We start from the raw sequence: 25,257 nt of genomic DNA on the forward strand, positions 1-25,257 counted from the left end.
CTCGCGGACACCGCGGACACCGCGGTCACCGCGCGATTCGCGAGCGAATCGGATGTTTGGCACGATCGGTGCATGATCTTCGGGAGCATGCCCCGATCGTTGCTGCGTGTGCTGGGGGCGTTGTTCCTGTGCGCCGCGCTGGTCGGCGCGGCGGGCTGCGGGAGCGGCGACGGAGGCAGCGCCGGCAGCGGGACAGCCGTGCCCTCGGGCTCCGGTGCGTCCGCGCCCGGATGGGCCAAGGGGATGGCCACCGTACGGGCCGACGCGCTGCCGCAGGAGGCGCGGAACGTGCTGGCGCTCATCGACAAGGGCGGGCCGTACCCGTACCGGCAGGACGGGTCGGTCTTCGGGAACTTCGAGAAGGCCCTGCCCCCGCACCCGCGCGGCTATTACCACGAGTTCACCGTCAGGACGCCGGGGGAGCGCGATCGCGGGGCCCGGAGGATCGTGACCGGTGAGGGCGGGGAGTTCTTCTACACCGCCGACCACTACGAGACCTTCAAGGCGGTCCTGCGATGACCCTGGAGCCGCAGCCGCTCGCACCGGCGCTCGCCGCCGCGCAGGAGGCGGGCTGGACGACCGTACGGGTGGACCTGGACGGCGTACGGAGCAAGGCCGAGCTGATGCGGCGCTGGGGGGCGGCGCTGCGCGTGCCGGAGTGGTTCGGGGGGAACTGGGATGCGCTGGCCGACGCCCTGAGGGACCTGTCGTGGTGGGAGCCGGCGCCGCCGGGGTGGCTGGTGGCGGTGTCCTCGTGGCGGGGCTACGCCGGCGCGCGTCCGGGCGACTGGGCGACGCTCCAGGAGGTGCTGGAGGAGGCCGTCGATTTCTGGCGCTCCGGCGACGAGGGGGCGTTGACGGTCCTGCTCGCCTCCGCGGGGGAGCCCGCGCAGGACTGAGGCGGGCCGGTGCCGCGCTTCCGCCCGGCGCGCCCGGTGTACCGCGCTGCGGCCCGGTGGTGTGGGGGCAGGCGGATCCTGCCCCCAACCGGGTCAGCTCTTGGGGATCCAGGGCGGGGTCTGCCCCCAGGACCAGACCGGGATGTCGGCCGCGTCCACGGGGGGCGGGGTGGGGCCCGAGTAGATCAGGGCCATACGGGTGCCCCACTCGATGTAGTAGACGAACACCGCACGGAATTCCGGGTCCGTGGGGAGGCCGACCTCGTCGGCCGTGTCCAGGAGCAGGTCCACCCAGCGGCGGCGCTGCTTCTCGGTGATGCCGCGGCCGAGGTGCTTGGTGGCCATGTGCGGGTGGCCGCCGTGGTGGGCCGTGTAGTCCTTCGGGCCGCCGAAGACCTCCGAGAGCCAGACCGCGACGTGCCGGGGGTGTTCCGCGTCCATCCCCGCGAAGACCGGGGCGAGGATCTCGTCCCGGAGGGCGTGGGCGTAGAAGACGTCCGTGAGGCGTTGCATGGCTTCCGCCCCGCCCATCCACTCGTAGATGGTGGGGGTGGTGCCGGGTGTGGTGCTCATGACTGGGGTGCGGCCTTTCCGGGGCCGGCCACGTCGGTGACGCGGTAGTGCTGCATCTCCTCGATGGCCTTCACGTACGGGCGGATCGCGGTGAAGAACGCCGGGAAGTGCTCCCCCTTGCGGAAGCCGTTCAGGTGGGCTTCGACCGAGGTCCAGCGGATGCGCAGGATGTAGTGCTCGCGGTCGTTCTCCTCCTCGCAGCGGGCCAGCTCGTAGTCGATGCACTCGGGTGACGCGGCCAGGGCTTCCGCGGCCTGCCGGTAGGAGTCCTCGAAGGCCTGCTGGTCGTCCAATGCGATCCGGTAGCGGATGTATTCGACGGTGGTGGTCATGGAACGGGCCTCTCCCTGTGATCGGGTCCTGGTCGCTCGTCAGACTTGCGTGATCATGCCCGGGCCGGGAGGGCTTTGCTCATTCCGACTCAGACTTCTGGGAGTCGGCGGCATCGGCACTGCCCTCGGGGGTGACGTCGGGGCCCGCCGCCCGGACCTGCTGCACCTTGGCGAGGGAGTCCCGGAGCTCGGTCAGCCACTCGTCCGTGTTGCGGCCGACCAGGCGTACGCACCAGGCCAGGGCGTCGGCGCGGCTGCGGGCCACGCCGCCGGCGACCAGGGTGTCGAGGACCTGGCGCTCCGGCTGGCGCAGGCGCGTCATCACCGGGACGGCCAGGTGCGTGAACAGGACGCGTTCGTCGCCGGACTGGACGGCCCAGGCGACCTTGCGGCGGTAGAGCTCCTCCGCCTCCCGTGCCACCTCGATGCGCTGTTCGCGGGTGCGCTCGCGGAACTCCCTGACGGACTCGTTCGCCGGGAGGGTGCCGACGACCGTGATCTCCTCGCGGTCGACGGCCACCTCGACCAGGGATTCGTAGACGTCCACCGGGAGGCGGTCCGCGAACCACGTGCGAAGCTGCTCGCTCTGCTCTGCTGTAATCATGTAATCAACGTTGCATCCGCTTGCAGCTTGATCGCAAGGGAATCGTGTTCGCTCTCAGCCCACGGCGTTCGCTCTCAGCCCAGGGGCGCGCTCAGCCCATGGAGCGGTAACGGTGGATCAGGGAGACCGCCATCGCGCCCTCGCCGACGCCCGACGCGACGCGCTTGACCGAGTGGGCGCGCACGTCGCCCGCCGCGAAGACCCCGGGGACGCTGGTTTCGAGCGGGTACGGGGCGCGCTCCAGGCTCCACTCCGCCGGGAGTTCGCCTCCGTTGGCGATCAGGTCGGAGCCGGTGAGGACGAAGCCGTACTCGTCCCGCTCGACCACGCCCGACAGCCAGTCGGTGTGCGGGCGGGCGCCGATGAAGGTGAACATGAAGCGGGCCGGGACCTCCGTGTCCTCGCCGGTGTCGGAGGAGTGCAGGGTGATCCGTTCCAGGTGGTCCTCACCGGACAGGGCGACGACCGTGGTGTGGACCTTCACCTCGATGTTCGGGGTGCGCTCGATCTCGTCGATCAGGTAGCGGGACATGCTCGCGTCCAGGGACTCCGCGCGGACCAGGACCGTCACGCGGGCCGCGTACTTGGCGAAGTGGACCGCCGCCTGGCCCGCCGAGTTGGCGCCGCCCACGATGAACACGTGCTGGGAGATGCACGCCGAACTCTCGGTGGTGGCCGCGCCGTAGTAGAGGCCCGCGCCCTCGAAGCGGTCCGCGCCCGGGGCTTGGAGGCGGTTGTACGAAACACCCGTGGCCAGCAGCACCGTTTCCGCGCTGATCTCCGTGCCGTCCGCCAGGGTGAGGATCTTCGCCGGGTCGTCCCGGGTCAGCGAGACCACCTCCACCGGGTGCAGGATCTCGGCGCCGAAGCGGGAGGCCTGGATGGTGGCCCGGCGGGTGAGGTCGCCGCCGGAGAGGCCCGAGGGGAAGCCCAGGTAGTTCTCGATCAGGCTGGAGGTACCGGCCTGGCCGCCGGGGGCCCGGGAGTCGAGCATCAGGGTGGACAGGCCCTCCGAGGCCGAGTACACCCCGGCTGCCAGGCCCGCGGGCCCCGCGCCGACGATGACGCACTCGTAGTGCGGGCGGGAGGCGGTCGTGGCCAGCCCCAGCCGCTGGGCGAGCTCGGTGTCGCTCGGTGCGGAGAGCACCGACCCGTCCGGGAAGCGGACGAGGGGCAGCGGCGCGTCGGCCTGGGCGGCGATCAGGGTCAGCGCCTCCGGGTCCCGCTCCACGTTGAGGAACCGGAAGGGCTGGCCGTTGCGGGTGAAGAAGTCCCGTACGGCGTGCGTTCCGGGGGCGACGAGGTGGCCGGCGACGATGATGCCGTCGTAGGCCGGGCGGTAGGTGGCCAGCCAGTCCGACAGCAGGTCGTCGAGGACCGGGAAGAGCCGCTCGTGCGGCGGGTCCCACGGCTTGAGCAGGTAGTAGTCCAGCCGGACCCGGTTGATCGCGGTGATCGCCGCGTCGGTCTCCGCGTACGCCGTGAGCAGGACGCGGCGCGCGTCGGGGAAGCGGCTGACGGCTTCGAGGAGGAACTCGACGCCGGTCACGTCCGGCATCCGCTGGTCCACCAGGAACAGCGCCGGGTCGTGGCCGCGTTCGTCGAGGGAGTCCAGGATCTTGAGCGCGTCGGCGGCCGAGGAGGCCCCGAGGACCCGGTAGCGGTCCCCGTAGGCGCTGCGCAGGTCCCGGCGGACGGCCCGCAGCACCTGCGGGTCGTCGTCCACGGCGAGGATGACGGGCTTCCTGGTCTCCGCGCGCTCGGTCGCCGTCGCCGTCGCCGTCGTCGCGGGGGCGGCGGCGTGCTCCGGGGCCGCGCTCACGCCGGGTCCAGCATCAGCTTGTCGGCGTAGCACCAGGCCCAGTCCTCGCCCGGCTCGTGCGAGGCGGCGATGGGGTGCTCGGTCGTGCGGTAGTGCCTGGTGGCATGGCGGTTCTTCGAGGAGTCGCAGCATCCGACGTGCCCGCAGCTGAGGCACATCCTCAGGTGCACCCAGCTGTCGCCGAGGACGAGGCACTCCTCGCAGCCCTCCGTGCCGGGCTTCACCGGACGTATCTGCTCGATGTGTGTGCACAACAGGTCGGTCGTCATCGTCCCCGTCCCTCTCCTCTGTCCTCCGTGCACCCGTGATTCACGGCGCGTCCAGACCATAGGGCGGGGCCCCGGCAATGGTTCAGTGATTCGGCCGAAGTCAGGAAGTCCCGCGGCTACTTCATGACCTCGGTGAGTGACTACGTGAAGTGGGCCGAGGACCTGCCTTCCTACCTCACGAAGTCGCCTTCGGGCGCTTTGACGCCGGGTCCGGGCGCCAGCAGTGTGGTGGACGCCAACGACAACAGGCGGCGCCTGGAGGAATCCGTGAGCAGAAAGATTCTGGTCATTGTCTCCGAACACGGTTACTGGGCCGAAGAACTCATAGGCCCGGTGTCGAAGTTCGACGAGCGGGGCTACGAAGTCGTATTCGCCACGCCGACCGGAAAGCGTGCGCACGCTCTTCCGCCGAGCCTCGACGCGAACTTCATCGACCCTCCGCTGGGACGCTCGGTCACCACCGAGGAGAACGCCCGGCTGGGACGCGAGTTCGAGCAGTCGAGCCGGCTGGACTCGCCGCTCGACATCGAGGCGTGGGTGCCGGAGCGCCCGTACACGAGCGACGAGGGCTACCTGCGCAAGCTGGAGCAGTACCACCGCGATCTGGACAAGCTCGACGCGGACATCGCCGGATACGACGCGATCCTCGTCGTCGGCGGCAGCGGCCCCATCGTCGACCTCGCCAACAACGAGCGGGTGCACGCCCTGATCCTGGCCTTCAAGAAGGCCGGCAAGGTCGTGGCCGCCGAGTGCTACGGCGTCGCCTGTCTGGCCTTCGCCCGGGACTGGGGAGACCGCCGGAGCATCATCTGGGGCAAGCACGTCACCGGCCACTGCAAGGAGTACGACTACAAGGACGGCACCGGATTCCTCGGCACCGACTTCAACATGGGGCCGCCGCCGTACCCGCTGGAGTACATCCTGCGCGATGCGACCGGGCCGCGCGGGGCGTATCACGGGAATTTCGGCCACCCCCTCTCGGTGATCGTCGACTTCCCGTTCGTGACCGGCCGTTCGACCCCCGACTCCTATCTCACGGGGCAGAAGATCGTGGAAGTCCTCGAAGAAGGCCTCACCCGTTACGGGTGGTGATTCCGGCGGCCCCGTAACCGCGGTGAAAAGAGGGGGAATTCATGGAAGCCACTCCCGGACGGGAAAGGCTGATCGAGCAGTTCAAGGCCGACGGCCTGACAGTGATGTTCGGAAATCCGGGGACGGTGGAACAGGGATTCCTCGACGCGGTGGACGCGGCGGAGGACTTCCAGTACGTCCTCGCCCTCCAGGAGACCGTGGCCGCCGGCATCGCCGACGGCTACGCCCGGGCCACCGGCGGTGCGGCCCTGCTCCAGCTCCACTCCGGCGTGGGGCTCGGCAACGGCATCGGCATGCTCTACCAGTCGCTGCGCGGCCACACCCCGCTCGTCGTGATCGCCGGCGACGCCGGCGTCCGCTACGACGCCATGGACGCGCAGATGGCGTCCGACCTGGTGGCGATGGCGAAGCCGGTGACCAAGTACGCGACCCGGGTGACCGATCCGCGGTCCGTGCTGCGCACCATCCGCCGGGCGGTGAAGATCGCCCTGACCCCGCCGCGCGGCCCGGTGTTCGTGGCGCTGCCGATGGACGTGCTGGACGAGCCGAACACCGAACCCGTCGTTCCCGCCACGGTCCCGCTCACCGACGTGGCGCCCTCGGCGGCCTCGGTGGGGCGGGCGGCCGAGCTGCTCGCCTCCGCGCAGCGGCCCGTCGTGCTCGTCGGCGACGGGGTCTCCCTCTCGGGAGCGCAGCGCGAACTCGTCGCCGTCGCCGAGCTGCTGGGCGCCGACGTGTACGAAGTGGACTCCTCCGAGGTGAACATCGCCGCCTCGCACCCGCTGCGCCGCGTGCAGACCGGCCACATGTTCGGCCCGCACAGCAAGGAGCTGGTCGGGGACGCGGACGGGGTCCTGATCGTCGGCACGTACGTCTTCCCGGAGGTGTTCCCCGAGCTGGAGAACCCCTTCCGGGCCGGAGCCAAGGTCGTCCACATCGACCTCAACGCCTATGAGATCGCCAAGAACCATCCGGTGGACCTGGGCCTGGCCGCCGACCCGCGCCAGGCGCTGCGCGCCCTGGCCGGCGTACTCGAACAGCGGCTGACCCCGCAGCAGCGGGCCGCCGCGGCCGCCCGGCTGGACGCCCGGACCCGGGAGCGGGCGCTCGACGCCCGCGCGGCAGAGACCGCGCAGGACGGTTCGCCGATGGCGGTCTTCCTGCGGACCCTGGCCGAGCGGACCGGCGGGGACCTGATCGTCTTCGACGAGGCGCTGACCACCTCCCCGCTGGTCACCCGGTACCTGCCGCCCCAGCGCCCCGGCGACTACCACCTCACCCGGGGCGGTTCGCTCGGGGTGGGCTTCCCCGGCGCGGTCGGGGTCAAGCTGGCCCGGCCCGACCGGCTGGTCGTGGGCTTCGCGGGCGACGGCGGGTCGATGTACACGTACCAGGCGCTGTGGACCGCGGTCCGGCACGGCATCGACGCCAAGTTCGTGGTCTGCAACAACCGCAAGTACCGGCTGCTGGACGACAACATCGCCCAGTACTGGCGGGAGCGGGACATCCCGGAGCACGGCTTCCCGGGCTCCTTCGACCTCTCACACCCCGAGATCGACTTCGCCGCCCTGGCCCGTTCGCTCGGCGCCGGCGGGACCCGCGTGGAGAAGCCGGACGAGGCGGTCGCCGCCGTCGGCCGGATGCTGGACCACCCCGGTCCGTTCCTCGTCGACGTCCAGATCTGACCCACCGCACACCCCATCCCCACGGACAGGAGGAGACCGCATGCCCGCCGAGCGGCTGACCGAGGACGCGATCCGCACCTTCGCGGAGAACTGGTACGTGGCGCTGGACCAGCACCTTGCGCCGGACCGGGTGCTGGCCATGATCACCGAGGATCTGGAGTTCAAGGTCCCCGAGGACACCTTCCTCGGCCGCGAGGGCTTCGGCCGCTGGTACGAGGCCGTGACCCACCGCTTCTTCGACGAGGTGCACACGGTCACGAAGGTGGAGCCCGTCATCGAGGGCGACCGGGCGATCGTCCGGGTCCTCGTCAACTGGCAGGCCAGGATCTGGGACGCCCCGGCCGCCCGCAGCCAGTGGCTCGGCTTCGACGCCGACCAGACCTGGACCGTGGTGGCCGGCCCCGACGGACCGCTGATCAAGCAGTACACCGTCAACGAGCTGGCCCCCATGCCGGGCTCCGGATCCCTCTGAGCGCCGGCGAAGGAGGAGCGGCGATGACCGAAGTGACACCGGAGCGGGTCCGTGCGGCCTACCAGGCCCTCGGTTCGGGAGACCGCGCACGCATCCTGGAGTTCTACTCCGAGGACCTGCGCTGGCTGGTGCCGGGCAACCACCCGCTCGCCGGCTGGTACGAGAGCCTCGACGCCTTCCTGGAGCTGATGGGCCAGACCCACAAGCTCACGGGCGGCACCTTCCGGATGGACATCCAGGCGGTGCTCGTCGGTGAGGACTGCAGCGCCGACGTGTGCCGCAACGTCGCCGTGCGGGACGGCGCCGACGAGGCGAGCCGGTCGCCGTACGAGCGGATGGACTATCCGGTCTTCCACTTCATGCGGTGGCGTGACGGCCGGATCACCGAGGGCCGCGACGGCCTCTTCGGCGACTCGGCCACCGCCTTCAGCCAGTTCTGGGCGCCGTTCGCGCCGGACGGAACCCGCCGGGACCGATAGGGGGATGAGCGCGATGAGCACGCTGGACGCACGACAGATCCTGGAGAAGTACTACGACTACGCCAACGCCGGGGACTGGGACCGCTGGTGCGACCTGTTCGCCGACGACCAGGTCATGGACGAGCAGCTCGCCGGGCACATCGAGGGCCTGGAAGTGCTGCGTTCGATGATGAAGGGCATGGGGACGATGTACCGGGTCTTCCGGAACAAGCCCCTGCACTTCCTCGTCGACGGGGAGAAGGCCGCGGCCGTTTCCCACCTCAGCGCCGTCAGCGCCTCCGGCGAGGCGATCGAGGCCGAGGTCATGAACTTCTTCCGGATCGTGGACGGAAAGATCGCCTACATGGCGAACTACCACGACACCGTCCCCTTCCAGGTGCTGGGCCAGGGCTGAGGGGACACGTGATGGCTGTAGAGGAGTACGACTACGTCGTCGTGGGGTCCGGCACCGCGGGCAGCGTCCTCGCGAGCCGCCTCTCCGAGGACCCGGACGTCTCCGTCCTGGTCCTGGAGGCCGGAGGCAACCGCATCCCGCCCGAGGTGGACGACCCGTCCTCCTGGTACAAACTGCTCGGCGGTCCCGTCGACTGGGGCTACACCAGCGTTCCCCAGCCCGGCCTCGACGGGCGGCGTACGTACGAACCGCGCGGCAAGGCCCCCGGCGGCAGCAGCAACCTGTACATCATGATGCACATCCGGGGCCACGCCTCGGACTTCGACAACTGGGCCTACCAGGGCGCCGCGGGCTGGTCCCACGAGGACGTGCTCCCGTACTTCGCCCTGCTGGAGGGCCAGGAGGACGCCACCGCCGCGACCACCGGCACCCGGGGCCCGCAGCGGATCACCAACGCGGGCCTGCACGGCCCGAACCCCGTCTCCCGCGCCTTCATCGACGCGGCCGTGGAACTCGGCCACCAGGAGATCGCGGACTTCAACGCCGACGGACCGCGGCGGGGCCTGTTCGGCACCGGCTGGCACCACATCGACGTGGCCGACGGCCGCCGCCAGGGCGTCCTGGCCGCGTACCTGGAACCGGCCCTCGGCCGGCCCAACCTCACCCTGCGCACCAGCGCGCAGAGCACCCGGCTGCTGTTCGACGGGGACACCTGCACGGGTGTCGAGTACGCACAGCTCGCCCCGCCCGCGGCCGTCCCAGGCCGGACCGTCCGGGACAGCCGTACCGCCGTCGACACCGCCGCCGAGCCCGGCCTGCACACCGTACGGGCCCGCCGCGAGGTGATCGTGGCGGCCGGGGCGATCGAGTCCCCGAAGCTGCTGCTGCTCTCCGGCATCGGCGACCCGGCCCGGCTGCGCGAGCACGGCATCGAGGTCACCGCGGCCCTGCCCGGGGTCGGCGAGAACTTCCACAACCACGTCCTGACCGGACTGATGGCCGAGGTCACCCAGGAGCTGCCGCCGCCGGCGCAGAACCTGTCGGAGAGCGCCCTGTTCCTCTCGTCGCGGCCGGGTCTGCCGGCACCGGACCTGCAGATCGCCTTCGTGCACGTGCCCTTCGACGTGATCGTCGGCCAGGACCACCCGAACACGGTCAGCATCCTGCCCGGTGTGGTCCGGCCCGTCTCGCGCGGCTGGATCAGGCTCGCGAGCGCCGATCCGCTGGCCCACCCGCTGATCCACCCGAACTACCTGGGTGACCGGTGGGACCTGGAGCGGATGGTGCAGGGCGTGAAGCTGGCCCGGGAGATCTTCGCGACCTCGGCGTTCTCGCCCTGGTACAAGCAGGAGCTCCAGCCCGGCCCCGGCTTCGGCAGCGACGAGGACCTGCGGGCCTTCGTGAAACAGAAGTCCGAGAGCTACCACCATCAGGCCGGCTCCTGCCGCATGGGCATCGACGACCTCTCCGTCGTCGACCCCGAGCTGCGGGTGCACGAGGTGCGCAACCTGCGCGTCGTCGACGCCAGCGTGATGCCCGCCGTCCCGTCGGGCAACTGCCACACCGCCATCGCGATGATCGCCGAGCGCGCGGCGGACTTCCTGAAGGGAGTGTCCCGTGCCTGACGCCGTCCTGCGCGAGGGCGCCCTCACCGGGACCCGGATCGCGGTCCTGGTCGAGAGCGACTTCTACGAGCCGGAGATCTTCTACTACCAGCACCGGTTCGCCGAGGAGGGTGCCGAGGTCGACTTCCTGACCCGGCTGTGGGGCAACGACTCCCTCACCTTCTCCGGCCACGAGTACCGGGCGCCGTTCACCGCGAGCCGGTCCCTGGAGGGGCTGAGCGACGAGCAGCTGCGCCGGTACGCGGCGGTCATCGTGCCCTCGGGCATGGTGGCCGACCGGCTGCGCTACACCGAGGACGTGGACGTGCTGGCGCCCGCGACCGAGCTGCTGCGCCGGGCGTTCGAGGAGCCGACGGTCCTGAAGGGGATCATCTGCCACGGCATGTGGCTGGCGGCCTCGATCCCCGACAAGGTGCGCGGCCGCAAGGTGGTGTGCCACAACAACCTCATCGGGGACGTCCGCAACATGGGCGCCGAGTACGTCGACGAGGACGTGGTGGTCGACGGTGACCTGGTCACCGGCCGCACCGGCGCCCACCACCACCTCTTCGCCCGCCGGATCATCGAGCTGATCGCGGCGGGCCGGGGCCGGGGGGCCGGCTGATGGGCCGGATGGTGTGGTCGCACGTGGGCCTGAACTGCACGGACCAGAAGACCACCGAGGAGTTCTACACCCGGTACTTCGGCTTCACCCGGGCCCGGGTCGTCGACCTCGGCGAGGCGCAGATCGTGTTCCTGCGCAAGGGGGACGCGTACCTGGAGCTCTTCGCGGCCGGCACCGAACCGGCCCGGCCGGCGTACGAGGACGGGCCGCAGGCCCCGGGCCGGATGCGCCACCTGGCCTTTCAGACGGACAACGTCGACGCGTTCCTGGCCGAGCTGGGCGACGCGGCCGAAGTGACCCTCGGACCCCTGGACTTCGACGGCTTCATCTGCGGCTGGCGGACCGTGTGGGTCCGCGACCCCGACGGGGTCATCGTCGAAGTCAGCCAGGGATTCGAGGACGACAGCTCTCACGACAAGGACGGTGTGTGAAACATGGCTGACGCCGTGGGTTTCTCCTTCTCCGACACGATCGCGGGCTACGTCGGCCGCTTCGACTCCCAGTCCCGCCTGCTGCGGCTGAAGACCGCGGACGGCCGCGAGTTCGACGTCTCGCTGGCCGGGGACCCGAGCGCCGAGCTGGTCCGGAACCTGGACGAGCCCTACATCGACGCCTCCGGGCACATCGACGAGATGCTCTCGCCCGGCCGGTTCCTCTTCGCCTACGGCATCCACTACCCGGAGCACGGCGGGCGCTTCGACGCCAAGCGCCTGGTGTTCCTGGGCCGCGGAGCTGAGGACTACCGGTTCGAGGAGCCCAGCTGGTGGGTCAAGCAGATCGAGTCGCTGGCCGACTTCTACAGGCGGGCGCAGTTCGGCGACGGCCCGGTGGACTTCACCGAGTACCGCACCGAGATCCGCCTCGGCGGCGACAAGACCGCCAGCCACGTCCAGGAGACCGACACGATCTCCCGCCTCGTCTACGGCATGGCCTCGGCCTATCTGCTGACCGGCAAGGACGAGTACCTGGAGGTCGCCGAGCGCGGCACCGAGTACCTGCGCAAGCACATGCGGGTCGTCGACAGCGAGGAGGACGTGGTCTTCTGGTACCACGGCATCAGCGTCGACGGGGACAGCGAGCGCAAGCTCTTCACCTCGGAGTTCTCCGACGACTACGACGCGATCCCGATGTACGAGCAGATCTACGCGCTGGCCGGCCCGATCCAGACGTACCGGGTCACCGGTGACGTCCGGATCAAGAACGACGCGGACGCCACGATCCGGCTGTTCGACAAGTTCTTCCTGGACCGCGAGCAGGGCGGCTACTACTCGCACATCGACCCGATCCTCTTCAGCCCGGACCACGAGTCCCTCGGCGAGAACGCCGAGCGCAAGAACTGGAACTCGGTCGGCGACCACGCGCCCGCGTACCTGATCAACCTGTACCTGGCGACCGGCGAGCAGAAGTACGCCGATTTCCTGGAGTACACCTTCGACACCATCGCGGACAAGTTCCCGGACTACAAGAACAGCCCGTTCGTCCAGGAGCGCTTCTTCCGCGACTGGTCGCACGACACCGCGCACAGCTGGCAGCAGAACCGCGCGGTGGTCGGGCACAACCTGAAGATCGCCTGGAACCTCATGCGGATGAACTCGCTGAAGCCCAAGCCGGCCTACGAGGAGCTCGCCCGCAAGATCGGCGAGATCATGCCGGCGGTCGGCAGCGACCGGCAGCGCGGCGGCTGGTACGACGTCGTCGAGCGGATCAAGCAGGGCGACCAGGAGACGTATCGTTTCGCCTGGCACGACCGCAAGGCCTGGTGGCAGCAGGAGCAGGCGATCCTCGCCTACCTCATCCTGAACGGCACGGTCGGCGGCGAGGACTTCCTGCGCGAGGCCCGGCAGGCGCAGGCCTTCTACAACACCTTCTTCCTCGACCACGACGAGGGAGCCGTCTACTTCAACGTGCTCGCGAGCGGTACGCCGTACCTGCTCGGCACCGAGCGGCTCAAGGGCAGCCACTCGATGTCCATGTACCACTCGGCGGAGCTCTGCTACCTCTCCGCCGTGTACAACAACCTGCTCGTCAACGGCCGGGAGATGGACTTCCACTTCAAGCCCGCGCCGACCGACCTGCCCGACCGCATCCTGCGCGTCTCACCCGACCTGCTCCCTGCGGGATCGGTGCAGATCGCGTCCGTCGAGATCGATGAGAAGCCGTACCGGGACTTCGACGCCGACGCTCTGACCGTCAAGCTGCCCGACGTCCAGGGCCGCGTCAAGGTCAAGGTCCGGCTGCGGCCGGTGACCAAGTAATGCCCAACGGGGGGCGCCCCAGATAGAGGGGAACATCATGACTCTCAACCTCAAGGAACGCCGGAACAAGGCGGGCACCGTGCTCGTCGCCACCGGTGAGATCAACAGCGAGACCTCCGGATCGCTGCTGCAGACCCTGCTGCCGCTGGTCCGGGAGGGCCGGCCGCTGCGGATCGACCTCACGGCCGTCACCTACGTGTCCAGCGCGGGCCTGCGCACCCTGCTCGTGGTCTACCGCGAGGCCCAGCACGCCGGTGTGGCCGTCACCCTGTACGGGGTGAGCGAGGAAGTCCGCTTCGTCATGTCGGCCACCGGCTTCCTCGACTTCTTCGAGACCGGCGAGGCCGCCGCGGCCGCGGCCAGGGCCGCCTCCACGAAGACCGCCGTCAAGAGCGCGGTCGCGCGATGACCGAGACGCAGTCCGAGCAGGTCCTGCGCGTCGACGCGTACCCGACCCACGAGGTGGGCGGGTACCGCGTCCGCGCGGGCAAGCCGTTCCCCTTCGGGGCCAACGTGGTCCCCGGCGGGGTCAGTTTCTCCGTGTACTCCGACCAGGCGACCTCCATGACCCTGGTCATCTACCAGCGCGGAGAGCCCGAGCCGATGGCCGAGCTGGAGTTCCCCGAGGAGTTCCGCACCGGCAGCGTCTTCGCCATGACGGTCTTCGGCCTCGACCACGAGAACATCGAGTACGGGTACCGGGCCGACGGCCCCTACGACCCGGTCACCGGACACCGCTTCGACGCCCGCCAGGTCCTCTCCGACCCGTACGCCCGGCTGATCTCCGGTCGCGACGTGTGGGGCGTGGAGCCGGACCGCAGCCGCGGCTACCAGTACCGCTCGCGGGTCTGCCTCCAGGACTTCGACTGGGGCGACGACACACCGCTGCGGCTGCCCGCCGAGGACCTCGTCGTGTACGAGACCCACGTGCGCGGCTTCACCCGGCACCCCTCCTCGGGCGTCACCGCCCCCGGGACCTTCGCGGGGCTGCGGGAGAAGATCCCGTACCTGAAGGAACTCGGGATCAACTGCATCGAGCTGCTCCCGGTGTTCGAGTTCGACGAGAGCGACAACCCGCGCACCGACCCGGAGACGGGTGAGCGGCTCTTCGACTACTGGGGCTACAACACCGTCTCGTTCTTCGCGCCCAAGGCCGGCTACGCGGCCACCGGACGCTACGGGATGCAGGGCGACGAGTTCCGCACCCTGATCAAGGACCTGCACGCGGCCGGCATCGAGGTCATCCTCGACGTCGTCTTCAACCACACCGCCGAGGGCAACGAGCAGGGCCCGACGATCTCCTTCAAGGGGCTCGACAACGCCACCTACTACATGCTCACGCCGGAGGGGTACTACTTCAACTTCAGCGGCACGGGCAACACGGTCAACTGCAACCACCCCGTCGTCCGCAACTACGTGCTCGACTGCCTGCGCCACTGGGTCGCCGACTACCACATCGACGGCTTCCGCTTCGACCTCGCGGCCATCCTCGGCCGCTCTCCGGACGGCACTCCGCTGCCCAACCCGCCGCTGCTGGAGATGCTCGCCTACGACCCCGTCCTGCGGCACACCAAACTCATCGCCGAGGCCTGGGACGCGGGCGGCCTCTACGAGGTCGGCAACTTCCCGGCGTACGGCCGCTGGGCCGAGTGGAACGGCAAGTACCGCGACACCGTGCGCCGCTTCCTCAAGGGCGACGCCGGGGTGACCGGGGAGCTCGCCACCCGGCTCGCCGGCTCGCCGGACCTGTACTCCACCCGCGGCACCTCCGCCTCGGTCAACTTCCTGACCGCCCACGACGGCTTCACCCTGGCCGACCTCGTCTCGTACAACGACAAGCACAACGAGGCCAACGGGGAGGGCAACAACGACGGGGCGAACGACAACAACAGCTGGAACTGCGGGGCGGAAGGGCCGACCGACGATCCCGAGGTCAACGCGCTGCGGCTGCGCCAGATGAAGAACGCCCTGGCCATCCTCTTCACCAGCCAGGGCATCCCGATGCTGCTGGCCGGGGACGAGGTCGCACGCACCCAGCAGGGCAACAACAACACGTACTGCCAGGACAACGAGCTCTCCTGGTTCGACTGGGACCAGGTCGACCAGAACGCCGAACTGCTCCGGTTCACCCGGGAGATGATCGCCTTCCGCGGCCACCACCGCGAACTGCGCTCCACCTCCCACCCCACCGGGCAGATGCGGGACACCCTCGGGCTGCCCGACATCAGCTGGCACGGGGAGCGGGCCTGGCAGCCCGACTGGTCGGACGAGAGCCGGCTGCTGGCGGTGGCCCGCTGCGGCACCGGGGACGACGACGTGGTGTACGTGGCCATGAACGCGCACTGGGAAGCGCACGACCTGGAGCTGCCCGCCCTGCCCCACGGGCGCAGCTGGCACCTCTTCGCGGACACCGGGGCCGAGGCCCCGTACGACATCCGCACCCCGGGCGGCGAGGCCGAGCTGGAGAACGCCGGCAAGTACCTGATCGGTCCGCGCTCAGTCGTGATCCTCGTCGGCCGTACGCCCGCACCCGAGCTGTAGCCCGTCCGCGCCATGAGCGACCGAACCGTACGGCCGAAGGAGACCTGACATGCCGCTTTCCGTGTCCCTGAGCATCGAGGGCGACACCACCGTGATCGAGCTGGCGGGCGAGCTGGACGCCAACACCGCGCCGGAATTCCACCAGACCATCGAGAAGGCCGCCGGCCACGGCACCACCACCGTCGAGATCAGGATGGCCGGTGTCGGCTACATGGCCAGTGCCGGGCTGCGGTCCCTGGTCTTCGCGCAGCAGAAGATCGCCGACCACGTCACCATCAAGGTGGTCGGCGCGATCGAGCCCGTCTCCCGGACCATCCGGACGGCCGGGCTGGACCGCAGCATCGTGCTCTCGGACGAGTAAGGGCGATGGCCGACTCCGTGCGTGACACGGTCGAACTGGCGAGGACGCCCGCAGAGCTGGAGGTGCCCGCGACGATGGGGGCCCTGGGCGCGATCGCCGCGTTCGTCCTGCGGCTGGCCGGCCGGGCGGACCTGGACAAGCGGGCCGCGTACCGGATCCGGCTGGCCGTGGACGAACTGGCCACCAACATCGTGATGCACGGGTACCGGGGCGGCGACGGGCGGATCACCGTCCGCGGCCGCTCCGGTCCGGGCCGGGTGCAGATCACCCTGGTGGACTCCGCACCCGCCTTCGACCCGGTCGAGGGCTGCCTGCCGCCCGCCCCCGGGGTTCCCCCCGAGCGGCGCCGGATCGGTGGACTCGGCATCCACCTGGCGCTGACCAGCGTGGACGAATTCAGCTACGTACGCAGGGACGGCCGCAACATCAGCATGCTGACTGTGAAGGCTGAGGGGACGGACCCATGCCCTCCACGACCGTGATCATCCTCGACGAGTACCCGCCGCCCCCGCTCGAACTGCTCGACGCCCTGCGGACGATGGACGCCGAACTCGTCGCCCGCACCCTGCCGGAGCTGCTGGCCGGCCCGATGGACGGGCTGCCCGTCGCGGACGTGCTGCTCGCGCCCGCCGAGTGCGACGGGGAATCTGTACGGCTGGCCGTACGCCGGCTGCGCCGCTGGGCCGGGGCGCCCATCGTGGTCGTCTGGACGGCGACCGGGTTCGCGGCCCTGGAGGAGCACGTGCGCCTTGGCCACGACTACCTCGTACCGCCCTTCCTGCCCGCCCTGGTCGGGGCCCGGCTGCACAGCTGCTCGGAGCGGGCCGGACTCGGACGCACCCTGCGCGAAGCCGACGCCCGCGCCGAACTGATGGGATACGAGAAGGAGTTGGAGATCGGCCGGGAGATCCAGGCCGGGTTCCTGCCCGAATCGATGCCGGTCCCCGAGGGCTGGGAGATCGACGTCCGCTTCCGGCCCGCCCGGCAGGTCGCCGGGGACTTCTACGACGTCTTCGAGATCTCCCGCGGCCGCCGGCTCGCCTTCGTCGTCGCCGACGTCTGCGACAAGGGGGTCGGCGCCGCACTGTTCATGGCGCTGATCCGCTCGCTGCTGCGGCACACCGCCGAGAACAGCGGACTGCAGCACCTGGTGGCCGTCGGCCGGGCGGGCAGCCGGCGGGTTCCCGTCGTCGGCGCCACACCGCTGCTCAACGCGGTCACCGCCACCAACGGGTACCTCACCCGCAACCACCTGAGGCAGGGGTACTTCGCCACCCTGTTCTTCGGGGTGCTGGACCCGCAGACCGGAAGCCTCGTGTACATCAACGGCGGCCACAACCCGCCGCTGCTGCTGCGCGCCGACGGCGGCGAGCCGGTTCCGCTGGACGTGACCGGGCCGGCCGTCGGGGTGCTGCCCGACTGCGTGTACACGCTCGGCTACGCACAGCTGAACCCGGGAGACACCCTCTTCGTGTTCACCGACGGAGTGCCCGAGGCCCGCTGCCCCAACGGCACCTTCCTCGGTGACGAACGGATGCTGGAGCTGCTCGCCGGCCCCCCGGCGAGCGGCAGGGAGGTGGTCGACCGGATGGACACGGCCGTACGCGAGCACACCGGCACAGCCGAACAGCACGACGACGTCACCATGCTGGCCCTGCACCGGCCACGTGCGGCGCGGGGGCCGCACGGAGACCGGACCGCGGCCGCCCGTACGGCGGTGGCCTGATGGCCCGGACCATCGTGGTGCACTCGCACCGCGGCGGCACCGGAAAGTCCTCGGTGCTGGCGAACCTGGCCCTGCTCATCGCGGGCGAGGGGCGCCGGGTGGGGGTGGTCGACACCGACATCCAGTCGCCCACCCTGGACCTGCTGTTCCGGCTCGGCCCGGGCCCCTCCCTGGCCGACTACCTGCTGGGGCGCTGCGAGATCGAGGCCGCGGCCCAGCAGGTCGGCGTGCAAGGGCTGTACGTGGTGCCGGCCCGGACCGGGACGGCGGCCCTGCGCGAGATCATGACCAGCGGATACGACGTCGGGCTGCTGCCGGAGGGCTTCGACCGGCTGGCCGAGTACTACGCCCTGGACGTGCTGCTGCTCGACACCCACGCCGGGCTGAACAACGAGTCGGTGACCGCCATGGCGAGCGCCGACGTGCTGATGATCCTGGCGCGGGCGGACCGGATCGATCTCTCGGGGGTCGAGGAGACCATCGCCCTCGCCGGGCGGCTGGCCTGTCGGCGGGCTCTGGTCATGAGCATGGCTCCCGAGGGCGTCGACCCCACGCAGGCCCACCGGCGCGCACAGGAAGTCTATGGCGCCCCCCTGGCCGGAATACTTCCCTATGTGCCGGAAATGGCCGCCCTCTACGGTGAACGCATATTCGCCGAAGCCCATCCCGACCACCCCCTGGTCGGTGAATTCCGCACCATCATCACGGCGTTGGACGCACGTGACGAAGTATCGCGCGCCTGACGCTCCCCCCTTACGCCCCTCGCGGGCGGCGTGTTGAATCGGCAGCGATTCAAGAACAAGGAGAACAGTCATGAAGATTCTCGTCGTCATGACGGCCAAGTCCACGCTCCATCTGCTGGACGGCGAGCAGCACCCCTCGGGATTCTGGGCCGAGGAATTCGTCGTTCCCTACACCCTCTTCACGGCAGCAGGCCACACCGTGGACGTGGCGACGATCGGGGGCGAGGCCCCGACGGTCGACCGGACCAGCATCGACCCCGCATTCCTGCGGTGGGTCCGTCCCGAGGGCTCGCCGGACGAGGACGCCGCCAACGCCGCCGAGTACGTCAGAGTCATCGAGAGCATCCCCCAGCTCAAGAACCCGATCTCCTTGGAGTCCCTGGACGAGAAGGACATAGCCGACTACGACGGCATCTACGTCAGCGGCGGCCACGGCGCGATCGGCGACCTGCCCAAGTCCGACGAGCTCGCCCAGATCCTGCGCTGGGCCCTCGCCCAGGACAAGCCGCTGGCCACCGTCTGCCACGGTCACACCGCGCTGCTCGCGCTGCGCGACGGCGAGGGCCGCTGGCCCTTCGAGGGCTACCGGATGACGGCCTTCTCGCACAGCGAGGAGCTGGTCACCAACATGGCCGGCCGCCTCCCGCTGATCCTGGAGGCCGAGCTCACCCGGCTCGGCGCCCGCTACGAGAAGGCCGAGGCGATCTGGGACTCGCACGTCGTCGTGGACCGCAAGCTCACCACCGGTCAGAACCCGTACTCCTCCAAGGCCCTCGCCGAGACGTTCTTACGGCAGCTCGCGAAGGGCTAGTACCACGCCCCGCACACCGACACCGGAAGGCAGCCATGACCAAGCGCGCGCTCAGCGACCAGCCCTTGGCCAACCCCGGGAAGCTGTTCATCGGCGGCACATGGGTCTCGGCCCAGGACGGCCGTACCGAGCCGGACATCAGCCCCGTGGACGGACAGGAGATCGTGCCGGTGGCCCAGGCCACCGCGGCCGACGCGGACGCGGCCGTGGCGGCGGCCCGCGCGGCGTACGAGGAAGGTCCCTGGAGCAGACTGTCCGCCCAGGAACGCGCGCTGAGGCTGAACCGGGTCGGTGAGCTCATCGAGCGCGACCTGGAGGAGATCGCCCTGCTGGAGACGGTGGACATGGGCAAGCCGTTCGCCTTCTCCAGCACGGTCGACGCCCCCATGGCCGCGCAGCTCATGCACTACTACGCCGGCGCCGTGACCCGGGTCGACGGCTCCTCGCGGGCCCCGGCCGGCGGCCAGCTCGCCTACACCCTGCGCGAACCGCTGGGCGTGGTCTGTGCCATCACCCCGTTCAACTTCCCGCTGCTGCTGTCGATGACGAAGATCGCACCGGCCCTCGCGGCGGGCAACACGGTCGTCCACAAGCCCTCCCCGGCGACCCCGCTCACGGCACTGAAGATCGCCGAGCTCTTCCAGGAGGCGGAGATCCCCGACGGGGTGCTGAACGTGATCACCGGTCCTGGGGTGGAACTGGGCGAGACCCTCACCGACCACCCGGGCATCGACAAGATCGCCTTCACCGGCTCCACCGCGGTCGGCCAGTCGATCATCCGCAAATCGGCCGGCACCTTGAAGAAGGTGACGATGGAACTGGGCGGCAAGTCCGCCAACATCGTCTTCGCCGACGCCGACCTGGACGCCGCCGAGGAACTCGCCTTCTTCGGCATCTACTACAACAAGGGCGAGATCTGCACGGCCGGCTCCCGGCTGCTGCTGCAGCGCCCCGTCCACGACGAGTTGGTCGAGCGCCTGGTCCGGCGGGCCGCCGCCCTCAAGCCGGGGGACCCGAGGGACCCGGCCACCCTCTTCGGGCCGCTCGCCCACCGCGGGCAGTTCGAGAAGGTCAGCTCGTACATCGAGATCGGCGAGAAGGAAGGCGCCGTCCTGCGGACCGGCGGCACCGGCTGGACCCCCGAGGATGCCTCCAGTCAGGGCCTGTACTTCCTGCCGACCGTCTTCACCGGGGTCGACAACAGCATGCGCATCGCCCAGGAGGAGATCTTCGGCCCGGTGCTGTCGATCATCCCCTTCGACACCGAAGAGGACGCCATCCGCATCGCCAACGACAGCGCGTACGGACTGGCGGCCGGCGTCCACACCAAGGACCTGCGCCGGGCCCACCGGGTCGCCTCGCAGATCAAGGCCGGGACGGTCTGGGTGAACTGCTACAACCAGTACGACCCCTCGGTGCCCTACGGCGGCTACAAGGCCTCCGGCTACGGCCGCGAATGCGGGCCGGAATCCCTCGAAAGCTACACCCAGACCAAGTCGGTCTGGATCGGCATGGACTGACCCACCCGACCCGACAAGGAGCGGCAATGCGGACAGGCGTCATCGGCACCGGGCGGATCGGATCCACCCTGGCACGGATCCTGGTGGCCGCGGAGCACGAGGTCTTATTGGCCAACGCCCGCGGCCCCGAGTCCCTCGGTCCGCTGCTGGCCGAGCTGGGCCCGGCGGCCTCGGCGGCGCACCCCGCCGAGGTCGCCGACCGGGCCGAACTCCTGGTGCTGATGGTGCCCTTCGCGAGCGTCCGCGGGCTCCTCCCCGCGGACGCGGTACGGGACACGGTGATGGTGGACGCGACCAACGCGTTCAGCGGCGCCGGCACCCCCGCCGATCTCGGCGGCCGGAGTTCCAGCGAACTGGTCGCCGAGTGGTATCCCGGCGCCCGGGTCGTGAAATCCCTGAACACCATGCATTACGAGACCCTCGCCATTGCCGGCACCGCACGCGGCGAACGTCTGGCCCATTTCACTGCGGGCGACGACGAAAAGGCGAAGGAAATCGTCGCGGGAATCATCACGGATCTGGGATTCGCGCCCGTCGACACCGGCTCGCTGCACTCCGGAGGAATTCTCCAGCAGCCCGGCGGGCCCCTCTTCAACCGGCCGCTCACGGAAGCGCAGGCGCTGGCATGGATCTCTCACTGAACGTGAACGGAAGACCCGAGCAGTTCTCGGCCCAGCCGAACGAACTGCTCGTGGAACGGCTCCGCGACGGCCTCGGGCTGACCGGCACCAAGGTCGGCTGCGACACCGGCCAGTGCGGATCCTGCGTCGTCCGGCTCGACGGCCGGTCCGTCAAGAGCTGCCTGGTCCTCACCGCGACGGCCGCCGGCTCCGAGGTGACCACCATCGAGGGCATCACCACCCCCGGCGGTGAACTCACCGGACTCCAGGAGGCCCTGCGCCAGGAGCACGGCACCCAGTGCGGCTTCTGCACCCCCGGCATGGTGATGGCCCTCGGCGAGCTCGTCGAGACCGCGCTCATCAAGAACGCCGCCGGCGGCGAGGCCCCCACCGAGCCCGAGATCCGCGAATGGCTCACCGGCAACCTGTGCCGCTGCACCGGCTACCACAGCGTGGTCCGCGGTGTGCAGCGCGCCTGCTCCGCCGCCCGGGCCGAGGCCGCCGGAGCCGACGCCGTCAGCGCCGGGTCCACCGCGTCCGCAGCCTCCGCCGCGTCCGGTCAGGAGGGCTGAGCCATGACCGCAGTGACGGGGGAGAGCGCCCTCCCCGGATCCGGGGTGCTCGGACAGCCGCTGGACAGCCGCGAGGACCCGCAGCTGCTGCGCGGCGAGGCGAAGTACGTCGCCGACATCGACCTGCCGGGCACCGCCCACATGGCCATCCTCGGCAGCCCGGTGGCCCACGCGAAGATCCTCTCCATCGAGACCAAGGCCGCGCAGCAGCTGCCGGGCGTCCTGAAGGTGGCCACCGCCGCCGACTTCACCGACGTCATGCCGCTGCCCTGCATCTGGATACCCGGCGGTGTCGAGAGCCACTTCCCGCCGCACCCCTACGGACTTCCCGGCGCCCGCCCGGTCCTCACCGGTGACACCGTCCGCCACGTCGGCGACCCGATCGCCGTGGTCGTGGCCGAGACCCCGCGCCAGGCCGCCGCCGCGCTGGCCGCCATCGTCGTCGAGTACGAGCCGCTGCCCGTGGTCACCCGGGCCGACGAGGCCCTCGCCGAAGGGGCGCCCCAGCTGCACGAGGCCGTGCCCGGCAACCTCAACGCGTACTGGACCTGCGGCGACAAGGACCGCACCGACGCGGCCATCGCCGAGGCCGAGGTCACGGTGGAGCTGGACCTCGTCAACCAGCGGACCATCAACAGCCCCATCGAGCCGCGCGGCGCGGTCGGCGACTACGACGCCGCCACCGGCGAATACACGCTCTACGCCTCCACCCAGGGCCCGCACAACCACCGCTTCCTGCTCTCCGCCCTGGTCCTCGGCATCCCCTTCAACAAACTGCGCGTCATCGCCCCGACCGTCGGCGGCAGCTTCGGCACCAAGGGCTACCTCTATCCCGACATGGCCCTGGTCCTGCTGCTCTCCAAGGCGCTCGGCCGCCCCGTCAAATGGGTGGACACCCGCACCGGCCTGATGAACTCCACCGTCCAGGGCCGAGACCACCGCCAGCACGTCACCCTCGCCGGCACCCGCGACGGCCGGATCACCGCCGTGCGCGCCACCAGCTACGCCAACCTCGGCGCCTACCCCTCCACCATCGGCCCCGGTGTCGCCACCGCCCTGATGGGACGCTCCATCACCGGCATGTACGACATCCCCGCCGCCTTCTGCGAGGTCTACGCCGCCTTCACCAACACCGTCTCCCTGGGGGCCCAGCGCGGCAGCGGGCGCGCCGAGGCCGCCTTCCTGATGGAGCGCCTCGTCGACCGGTACGCCTCCGAGATCGGTATGGACCCGGCGGCCGTACGGCGCAAGAACCTGGTGCCGAAAGAGAAGTTCCCGTACGACAACGGCCTCGGCTGGACCTACGACTCCGGGGACTACCAGCTGAACTTCGACCGGGCGCTGGAGCTGTCCGGCTACGCCGACATGCCCGCCCGCAAGGCCGAGGCCCGCACCCGCGGCAAGCGCCTCGGCGTGGGCCTGGCCACCTACGTCGCCATCTGCGGCGTCGGCCCCTCCACCCGGATGTCCCAGGAGGGCATGCTCGGCGGCACCTGGGAGAGCGCGAACATCCGCGTCCACCCCACCGGCGAGGTCACCGTCACCGTCGGCTCCGCCTCCACCGGCCAGAGCCACGGGACCGTCTTCGCCCAGGTCGCCGCCGACGAGCTCGGCATCGACCCGGCGCAGGTGCAGGTCCTGGAGGGCGACACGCAGAAGGCCCCGTACGGGCAGGGCACCTACGGCTCGCGCTCGTACAGCATGGCCGCACCCGCGATCGCCCTCACCGCCCGCAAGATCAAGGACAAGCTGGTCAGGGCCGGCGCGGTCTTCCTCGGCATCCCGGAAGACAAGGTCGTCTACGCCCGGGGCAAGATCCACGAGGAGGGCAACGAGGAGAACGCCAAGACCTTCGCCGAGCTGGCGATGGCCATGTGGTACGGCTGGGGGCTGCCCCCCGAGATCGAGCCCGCCCTCGACGAGACCACCCACTTCGACCCGCCGGACTTCAACTACCCCTTCGGCAGCCACGTCGCCGTCGTCGAGGTCGACGAACTCACCGGTGAGATCGAGGTGGTGGCCTACACGGCCGTCGACGACGCCGGGAACATCGGCAACCCGAAGATCGTCCTCGGCCAGATCGAGGGCAGCATCGTGCACGGCCTCGGCCAGGCACTGCTGGAGGCCGCCGAGTACGACGAGCAGGGCCTGCTCGTCACCCGCGACCTGACCCGGTACGCCCTGCCGCGCGCCGCCGACGTGCCGTTCTTCGCGCTCGACAAGACCGTCACACCCAGCCCGCACAACCCGCTGGGCGCCAAGGGCGCCGGCGAGATCGCCACCGTGCCGCCCGCCGCGGCCGTCGTCAACGCGGTCGTCGACGCCCTCTCCGAGCTGGGCGTCCAGCACATCGACATGCCACTCACCCCCGAGAAGGTCTGGCGCCGCCTGCGAGGAGAAGCCCAGTGATCCTCACCGACTTCGACTACGCCCGGCCCTTCACCCTCGAAGAGGCCCTGACCCTGCTGTCCGCCACCCGCGGCGCCCGGGTGCTCGCCGGCGGCCAGAGCCTGCTGCCCGGCCTGCGCACCGGGGAGACCGCCCTCGACGCGGAGGGGACGCGGCTGCTGGTCGACGTACGCCACCTGGAGGAGCTGCGGGGGATCGAGCGGACCCCCGACGGGCTCCGGATCGGCGCCCTCACCACTCTCGCCGAACTCGCCGACGACCCGCTGGTGCGGGCCGAGGCCCCGGAACTGGCCGCGGCGGCCCGGGCCAACGGCGACCCCCAGGTCCGCAACCTCGGCACCGCCGGCGGCAACCTGGCCGCCGCGGGCCGCGCCACCGACCTGCCCGTGGCGGCCGTCGCCGCCGACGCCCTGGTCGAACTGGCCGCTCTCGGCGGGCGCTCCACCGTCACCGCCGAGGACCTCGCCGCCACCGGGGTGCCCGCCCGGGCCGTGATCACCGCCCTGCTGGTGCCGGCCGCGGGACGGGCCGCCGCCTTCGAGAAGACCGCCGACCGGGCCACCCGCTACCCGGTGTGCGCAGCCGCCGTACGGATCACCCCCGGCGGGCCGCGCATCGCGGTCACCGGGGCCACCGCCCGCGCGCTGCGGCTGCGCGGCGTCGAAGACCGGCTGCGCGGCGGCCCGTACACGACGGAAGCCGTGCTCGCGGCCTTCCGCGCCGAGCCCCGGGAGCTGTTCGTCCCGGGGCGCGGCACCTCGGCCGAGTACCTCGGCCATCTCGCGGGGGTGCTGACCGCCCGCGCGCTGCAGAGGGCAGACCAGGCCCTCGCCTGACCGCCCACAAGGG

General features: G+C 70.5%; 28 protein-coding genes. 23 read left to right on the forward strand and 5 right to left on the reverse strand.

Going from position 1 to position 25,257, the window contains the following annotated elements:
• Positions 1–72: 72 nt before the first annotated feature.
• Entirely contained in the window at positions 73–519 is a 447-nt protein-coding gene (locus AC0666_RS05955) for a guanyl-specific ribonuclease (protein ID WP_468970892.1), read from the forward strand.
• Positions 516–899 carry a barstar family protein gene (locus tag AC0666_RS05960; RefSeq protein ID WP_468970895.1) on the forward strand — a complete coding sequence of 128 codons (384 nt, stop codon included), beginning with the start codon at positions 516–518 and terminating at the stop codon, positions 897–899. The genes AC0666_RS05955 and AC0666_RS05960 overlap by 4 nt, the downstream gene beginning before the upstream one ends.
• A gap of 93 nt (positions 900–992) precedes the next feature.
• On the opposite strand, the gene AC0666_RS05965 is transcribed toward AC0666_RS05960, so the two are convergent.
• The 5 genes from AC0666_RS05965 to AC0666_RS05985 form a co-directional block, all read right to left on the reverse strand.
• On the reverse strand, positions 993–1,472 hold the full coding sequence (locus AC0666_RS05965; RefSeq protein WP_468970897.1) for a group II truncated hemoglobin: 480 nt from the start codon (positions 1,470–1,472) through the stop codon (positions 993–995).
• Complete coding sequence (locus AC0666_RS05970; RefSeq protein ID WP_468583651.1) at positions 1,469–1,804, reverse strand: putative quinol monooxygenase; 336 nt, start codon at positions 1,802–1,804, stop codon at positions 1,469–1,471. Before AC0666_RS05970 ends, AC0666_RS05965 begins: the two co-directional genes overlap by 4 nt.
• A 79-nt stretch (positions 1,805–1,883) precedes the next feature.
• A complete protein-coding gene (locus AC0666_RS05975; RefSeq protein WP_468970899.1) occupies positions 1,884–2,408 on the reverse strand; it encodes a hypothetical protein in 525 nt (174 codons plus the stop codon).
• Between the two features lie 91 nt (positions 2,409–2,499).
• Positions 2,500–4,230, reverse strand: a complete 1,731-nt coding sequence (locus AC0666_RS05980; RefSeq protein WP_478707160.1) for an FAD-dependent oxidoreductase — start codon at positions 4,228–4,230, stop codon at positions 2,500–2,502.
• A complete protein-coding gene (locus AC0666_RS05985; RefSeq protein WP_468970904.1) occupies positions 4,227–4,499 on the reverse strand; it encodes a UBP-type zinc finger domain-containing protein in 273 nt (90 codons plus the stop codon). The genes AC0666_RS05980 and AC0666_RS05985 overlap by 4 nt, the downstream gene beginning before the upstream one ends.
• A gap of 267 nt (positions 4,500–4,766) precedes the next feature.
• On the opposite strand from AC0666_RS05985, the gene AC0666_RS05990 reads away from it, so the two are divergent.
• From AC0666_RS05990 to AC0666_RS06090, 21 genes are all read left to right on the forward strand, one after another.
• Positions 4,767–5,591, forward strand: a complete 825-nt coding sequence (locus AC0666_RS05990) for a type 1 glutamine amidotransferase domain-containing protein (protein WP_356850952.1) — start codon at positions 4,767–4,769, stop codon at positions 5,589–5,591.
• A gap of 41 nt (positions 5,592–5,632) precedes the next feature.
• On the forward strand, positions 5,633–7,276 hold the full coding sequence (locus tag AC0666_RS05995) for a thiamine pyrophosphate-binding protein (protein WP_478707161.1): 1,644 nt from the start codon (positions 5,633–5,635) through the stop codon (positions 7,274–7,276).
• 40 nt (positions 7,277–7,316) lie between these two features.
• Complete coding sequence (locus AC0666_RS06000) at positions 7,317–7,748, forward strand: nuclear transport factor 2 family protein (RefSeq protein WP_468583645.1); 432 nt, start codon at positions 7,317–7,319, stop codon at positions 7,746–7,748.
• A 23-nt stretch (positions 7,749–7,771) separates the two neighbouring features.
• Positions 7,772–8,227, forward strand: a complete 456-nt coding sequence (locus AC0666_RS06005; protein WP_478707162.1) for a nuclear transport factor 2 family protein — start codon at positions 7,772–7,774, stop codon at positions 8,225–8,227.
• A gap of 13 nt (positions 8,228–8,240) precedes the next feature.
• Entirely contained in the window at positions 8,241–8,621 is a 381-nt protein-coding gene (locus AC0666_RS06010; protein ID WP_468970914.1) for a nuclear transport factor 2 family protein, read from the forward strand.
• Positions 8,622–8,632: 11 nt separating this feature from the next.
• Positions 8,633–10,246, forward strand: coding sequence for a GMC family oxidoreductase (locus AC0666_RS06015; protein WP_468970917.1), 1,614 nt, complete (start codon positions 8,633–8,635; stop codon positions 10,244–10,246).
• Positions 10,239–10,850 (forward strand): DJ-1/PfpI family protein, encoded by a 612-nt coding sequence (locus tag AC0666_RS06020; protein ID WP_468583640.1) that lies wholly within the window; start codon positions 10,239–10,241, stop codon positions 10,848–10,850. Before AC0666_RS06015 ends, AC0666_RS06020 begins: the two co-directional genes overlap by 8 nt.
• The gene (locus AC0666_RS06025; RefSeq protein ID WP_468970920.1) at positions 10,850–11,281 is read left to right on the forward strand and encodes a VOC family protein; all 432 of its coding nucleotides are present in this window, start codon (positions 10,850–10,852) and stop codon (positions 11,279–11,281) included. Before AC0666_RS06020 ends, AC0666_RS06025 begins: the two co-directional genes overlap by 1 nt.
• Positions 11,282–11,284: 3 nt before the next feature.
• The gene (locus AC0666_RS06030) at positions 11,285–13,105 is read left to right on the forward strand and encodes an AGE family epimerase/isomerase (protein ID WP_468583638.1); all 1,821 of its coding nucleotides are present in this window, start codon (positions 11,285–11,287) and stop codon (positions 13,103–13,105) included.
• A gap of 37 nt (positions 13,106–13,142) precedes the next feature.
• Entirely contained in the window at positions 13,143–13,514 is a 372-nt protein-coding gene (locus tag AC0666_RS06035) for an STAS domain-containing protein (protein ID WP_468970923.1), read from the forward strand.
• Positions 13,511–15,646, forward strand: a complete 2,136-nt coding sequence (gene glgX / locus AC0666_RS06040) for a glycogen debranching protein GlgX (RefSeq protein ID WP_468583635.1) — start codon at positions 13,511–13,513, stop codon at positions 15,644–15,646. The genes AC0666_RS06035 and glgX overlap by 4 nt, the downstream gene beginning before the upstream one ends.
• 49 nt (positions 15,647–15,695) lie before the next feature.
• Entirely contained in the window at positions 15,696–16,007 is a 312-nt protein-coding gene (locus AC0666_RS06045; protein ID WP_361722532.1) for an STAS domain-containing protein, read from the forward strand.
• Between the two features lie 5 nt (positions 16,008–16,012).
• On the forward strand, positions 16,013–16,489 hold the full coding sequence (locus tag AC0666_RS06050) for an ATP-binding protein (RefSeq protein ID WP_469155393.1): 477 nt from the start codon (positions 16,013–16,015) through the stop codon (positions 16,487–16,489).
• Positions 16,471–17,733, forward strand: a complete 1,263-nt coding sequence (locus AC0666_RS06055; RefSeq protein ID WP_468970931.1) for a PP2C family protein-serine/threonine phosphatase — start codon at positions 16,471–16,473, stop codon at positions 17,731–17,733. The genes AC0666_RS06050 and AC0666_RS06055 overlap by 19 nt, the downstream gene beginning before the upstream one ends.
• The gene (locus tag AC0666_RS06060; RefSeq protein ID WP_468970934.1) at positions 17,733–18,476 is read left to right on the forward strand and encodes a MinD/ParA family ATP-binding protein; all 744 of its coding nucleotides are present in this window, start codon (positions 17,733–17,735) and stop codon (positions 18,474–18,476) included. Before AC0666_RS06055 ends, AC0666_RS06060 begins: the two co-directional genes overlap by 1 nt.
• Before the next feature lie 70 nt (positions 18,477–18,546).
• Positions 18,547–19,287, forward strand: coding sequence for a type 1 glutamine amidotransferase domain-containing protein (locus AC0666_RS06065; protein ID WP_468970937.1), 741 nt, complete (start codon positions 18,547–18,549; stop codon positions 19,285–19,287).
• A gap of 35 nt (positions 19,288–19,322) precedes the next feature.
• Entirely contained in the window at positions 19,323–20,807 is a 1,485-nt protein-coding gene (locus tag AC0666_RS06070; protein WP_468583628.1) for an aldehyde dehydrogenase family protein, read from the forward strand.
• Between the two features lie 26 nt (positions 20,808–20,833).
• On the forward strand, positions 20,834–21,448 hold the full coding sequence (locus AC0666_RS06075) for an NADPH-dependent F420 reductase (RefSeq protein WP_478707163.1): 615 nt from the start codon (positions 20,834–20,836) through the stop codon (positions 21,446–21,448).
• Positions 21,433–21,999: a (2Fe-2S)-binding protein gene (locus AC0666_RS06080; RefSeq protein WP_468583625.1), complete on the forward strand. Its 567-nt coding sequence runs from the start codon at positions 21,433–21,435 to the stop codon at positions 21,997–21,999. The genes AC0666_RS06075 and AC0666_RS06080 overlap by 16 nt, the downstream gene beginning before the upstream one ends.
• A gap of 3 nt (positions 22,000–22,002) precedes the next feature.
• Entirely contained in the window at positions 22,003–24,408 is a 2,406-nt protein-coding gene (locus AC0666_RS06085) for a xanthine dehydrogenase family protein molybdopterin-binding subunit (protein ID WP_478707164.1), read from the forward strand.
• Positions 24,405–25,244, forward strand: a complete 840-nt coding sequence (locus AC0666_RS06090) for an FAD binding domain-containing protein (RefSeq protein WP_478707165.1) — start codon at positions 24,405–24,407, stop codon at positions 25,242–25,244. The genes AC0666_RS06085 and AC0666_RS06090 overlap by 4 nt, the downstream gene beginning before the upstream one ends.
• Positions 25,245–25,257 lie beyond the last annotated feature (13 nt).

It is taken from the genome of Streptomyces sp. NPDC043680 (assembly GCF_056436685.1).

What these genes read in the sequence shown, in the direction of transcription:
- AC0666_RS05955 (WP_468970892.1), top strand. Translation starts at nt 73, where the DNA reads ATGATCTTCGGGAGCATGCCCCGATCGTTGCTGCGTGTGCTGGGGGCG.
- AC0666_RS05960 (WP_468970895.1), top strand. Translation starts at nt 516, where the DNA reads ATGACCCTGGAGCCGCAGCCGCTCGCACCGGCGCTCGCCGCCGCGCAG.
- AC0666_RS05965 (WP_468970897.1), bottom strand. Translation starts at nt 1,472, where the DNA reads ATGAGCACCACACCCGGCACCACCCCCACCATCTACGAGTGGATGGGC.
- AC0666_RS05970 (WP_468583651.1), bottom strand. Translation starts at nt 1,804, where the DNA reads ATGACCACCACCGTCGAATACATCCGCTACCGGATCGCATTGGACGAC.
- AC0666_RS05975 (WP_468970899.1), bottom strand. Translation starts at nt 2,408, where the DNA reads ATGATTACAGCAGAGCAGAGCGAGCAGCTTCGCACGTGGTTCGCGGAC.
- AC0666_RS05985 (WP_468970904.1), bottom strand. Translation starts at nt 4,499, where the DNA reads ATGACGACCGACCTGTTGTGCACACACATCGAGCAGATACGTCCGGTG.
- AC0666_RS05995 (WP_478707161.1), top strand. Translation starts at nt 5,633, where the DNA reads ATGGAAGCCACTCCCGGACGGGAAAGGCTGATCGAGCAGTTCAAGGCC.
- AC0666_RS06000 (WP_468583645.1), top strand. Translation starts at nt 7,317, where the DNA reads ATGCCCGCCGAGCGGCTGACCGAGGACGCGATCCGCACCTTCGCGGAG.
- AC0666_RS06005 (WP_478707162.1), top strand. Translation starts at nt 7,772, where the DNA reads ATGACCGAAGTGACACCGGAGCGGGTCCGTGCGGCCTACCAGGCCCTC.
- AC0666_RS06010 (WP_468970914.1), top strand. Translation starts at nt 8,241, where the DNA reads ATGAGCACGCTGGACGCACGACAGATCCTGGAGAAGTACTACGACTAC.
- AC0666_RS06015 (WP_468970917.1), top strand. Translation starts at nt 8,633, where the DNA reads ATGGCTGTAGAGGAGTACGACTACGTCGTCGTGGGGTCCGGCACCGCG.
- AC0666_RS06025 (WP_468970920.1), top strand. Translation starts at nt 10,850, where the DNA reads ATGGGCCGGATGGTGTGGTCGCACGTGGGCCTGAACTGCACGGACCAG.
- AC0666_RS06030 (WP_468583638.1), top strand. Translation starts at nt 11,285, where the DNA reads ATGGCTGACGCCGTGGGTTTCTCCTTCTCCGACACGATCGCGGGCTAC.
- AC0666_RS06035 (WP_468970923.1), top strand. Translation starts at nt 13,143, where the DNA reads ATGACTCTCAACCTCAAGGAACGCCGGAACAAGGCGGGCACCGTGCTC.
- glgX (WP_468583635.1), top strand. Translation starts at nt 13,511, where the DNA reads ATGACCGAGACGCAGTCCGAGCAGGTCCTGCGCGTCGACGCGTACCCG.
- AC0666_RS06045 (WP_361722532.1), top strand. Translation starts at nt 15,696, where the DNA reads ATGCCGCTTTCCGTGTCCCTGAGCATCGAGGGCGACACCACCGTGATC.
- AC0666_RS06050 (WP_469155393.1), top strand. Translation starts at nt 16,013, where the DNA reads ATGGCCGACTCCGTGCGTGACACGGTCGAACTGGCGAGGACGCCCGCA.
- AC0666_RS06055 (WP_468970931.1), top strand. Translation starts at nt 16,471, where the DNA reads ATGCCCTCCACGACCGTGATCATCCTCGACGAGTACCCGCCGCCCCCG.
- AC0666_RS06060 (WP_468970934.1), top strand. Translation starts at nt 17,733, where the DNA reads ATGGCCCGGACCATCGTGGTGCACTCGCACCGCGGCGGCACCGGAAAG.
- AC0666_RS06065 (WP_468970937.1), top strand. Translation starts at nt 18,547, where the DNA reads ATGAAGATTCTCGTCGTCATGACGGCCAAGTCCACGCTCCATCTGCTG.
- AC0666_RS06070 (WP_468583628.1), top strand. Translation starts at nt 19,323, where the DNA reads ATGACCAAGCGCGCGCTCAGCGACCAGCCCTTGGCCAACCCCGGGAAG.
- AC0666_RS06075 (WP_478707163.1), top strand. Translation starts at nt 20,834, where the DNA reads ATGCGGACAGGCGTCATCGGCACCGGGCGGATCGGATCCACCCTGGCA.
- AC0666_RS06080 (WP_468583625.1), top strand. Translation starts at nt 21,433, where the DNA reads ATGGATCTCTCACTGAACGTGAACGGAAGACCCGAGCAGTTCTCGGCC.
- AC0666_RS06085 (WP_478707164.1), top strand. Translation starts at nt 22,003, where the DNA reads ATGACCGCAGTGACGGGGGAGAGCGCCCTCCCCGGATCCGGGGTGCTC.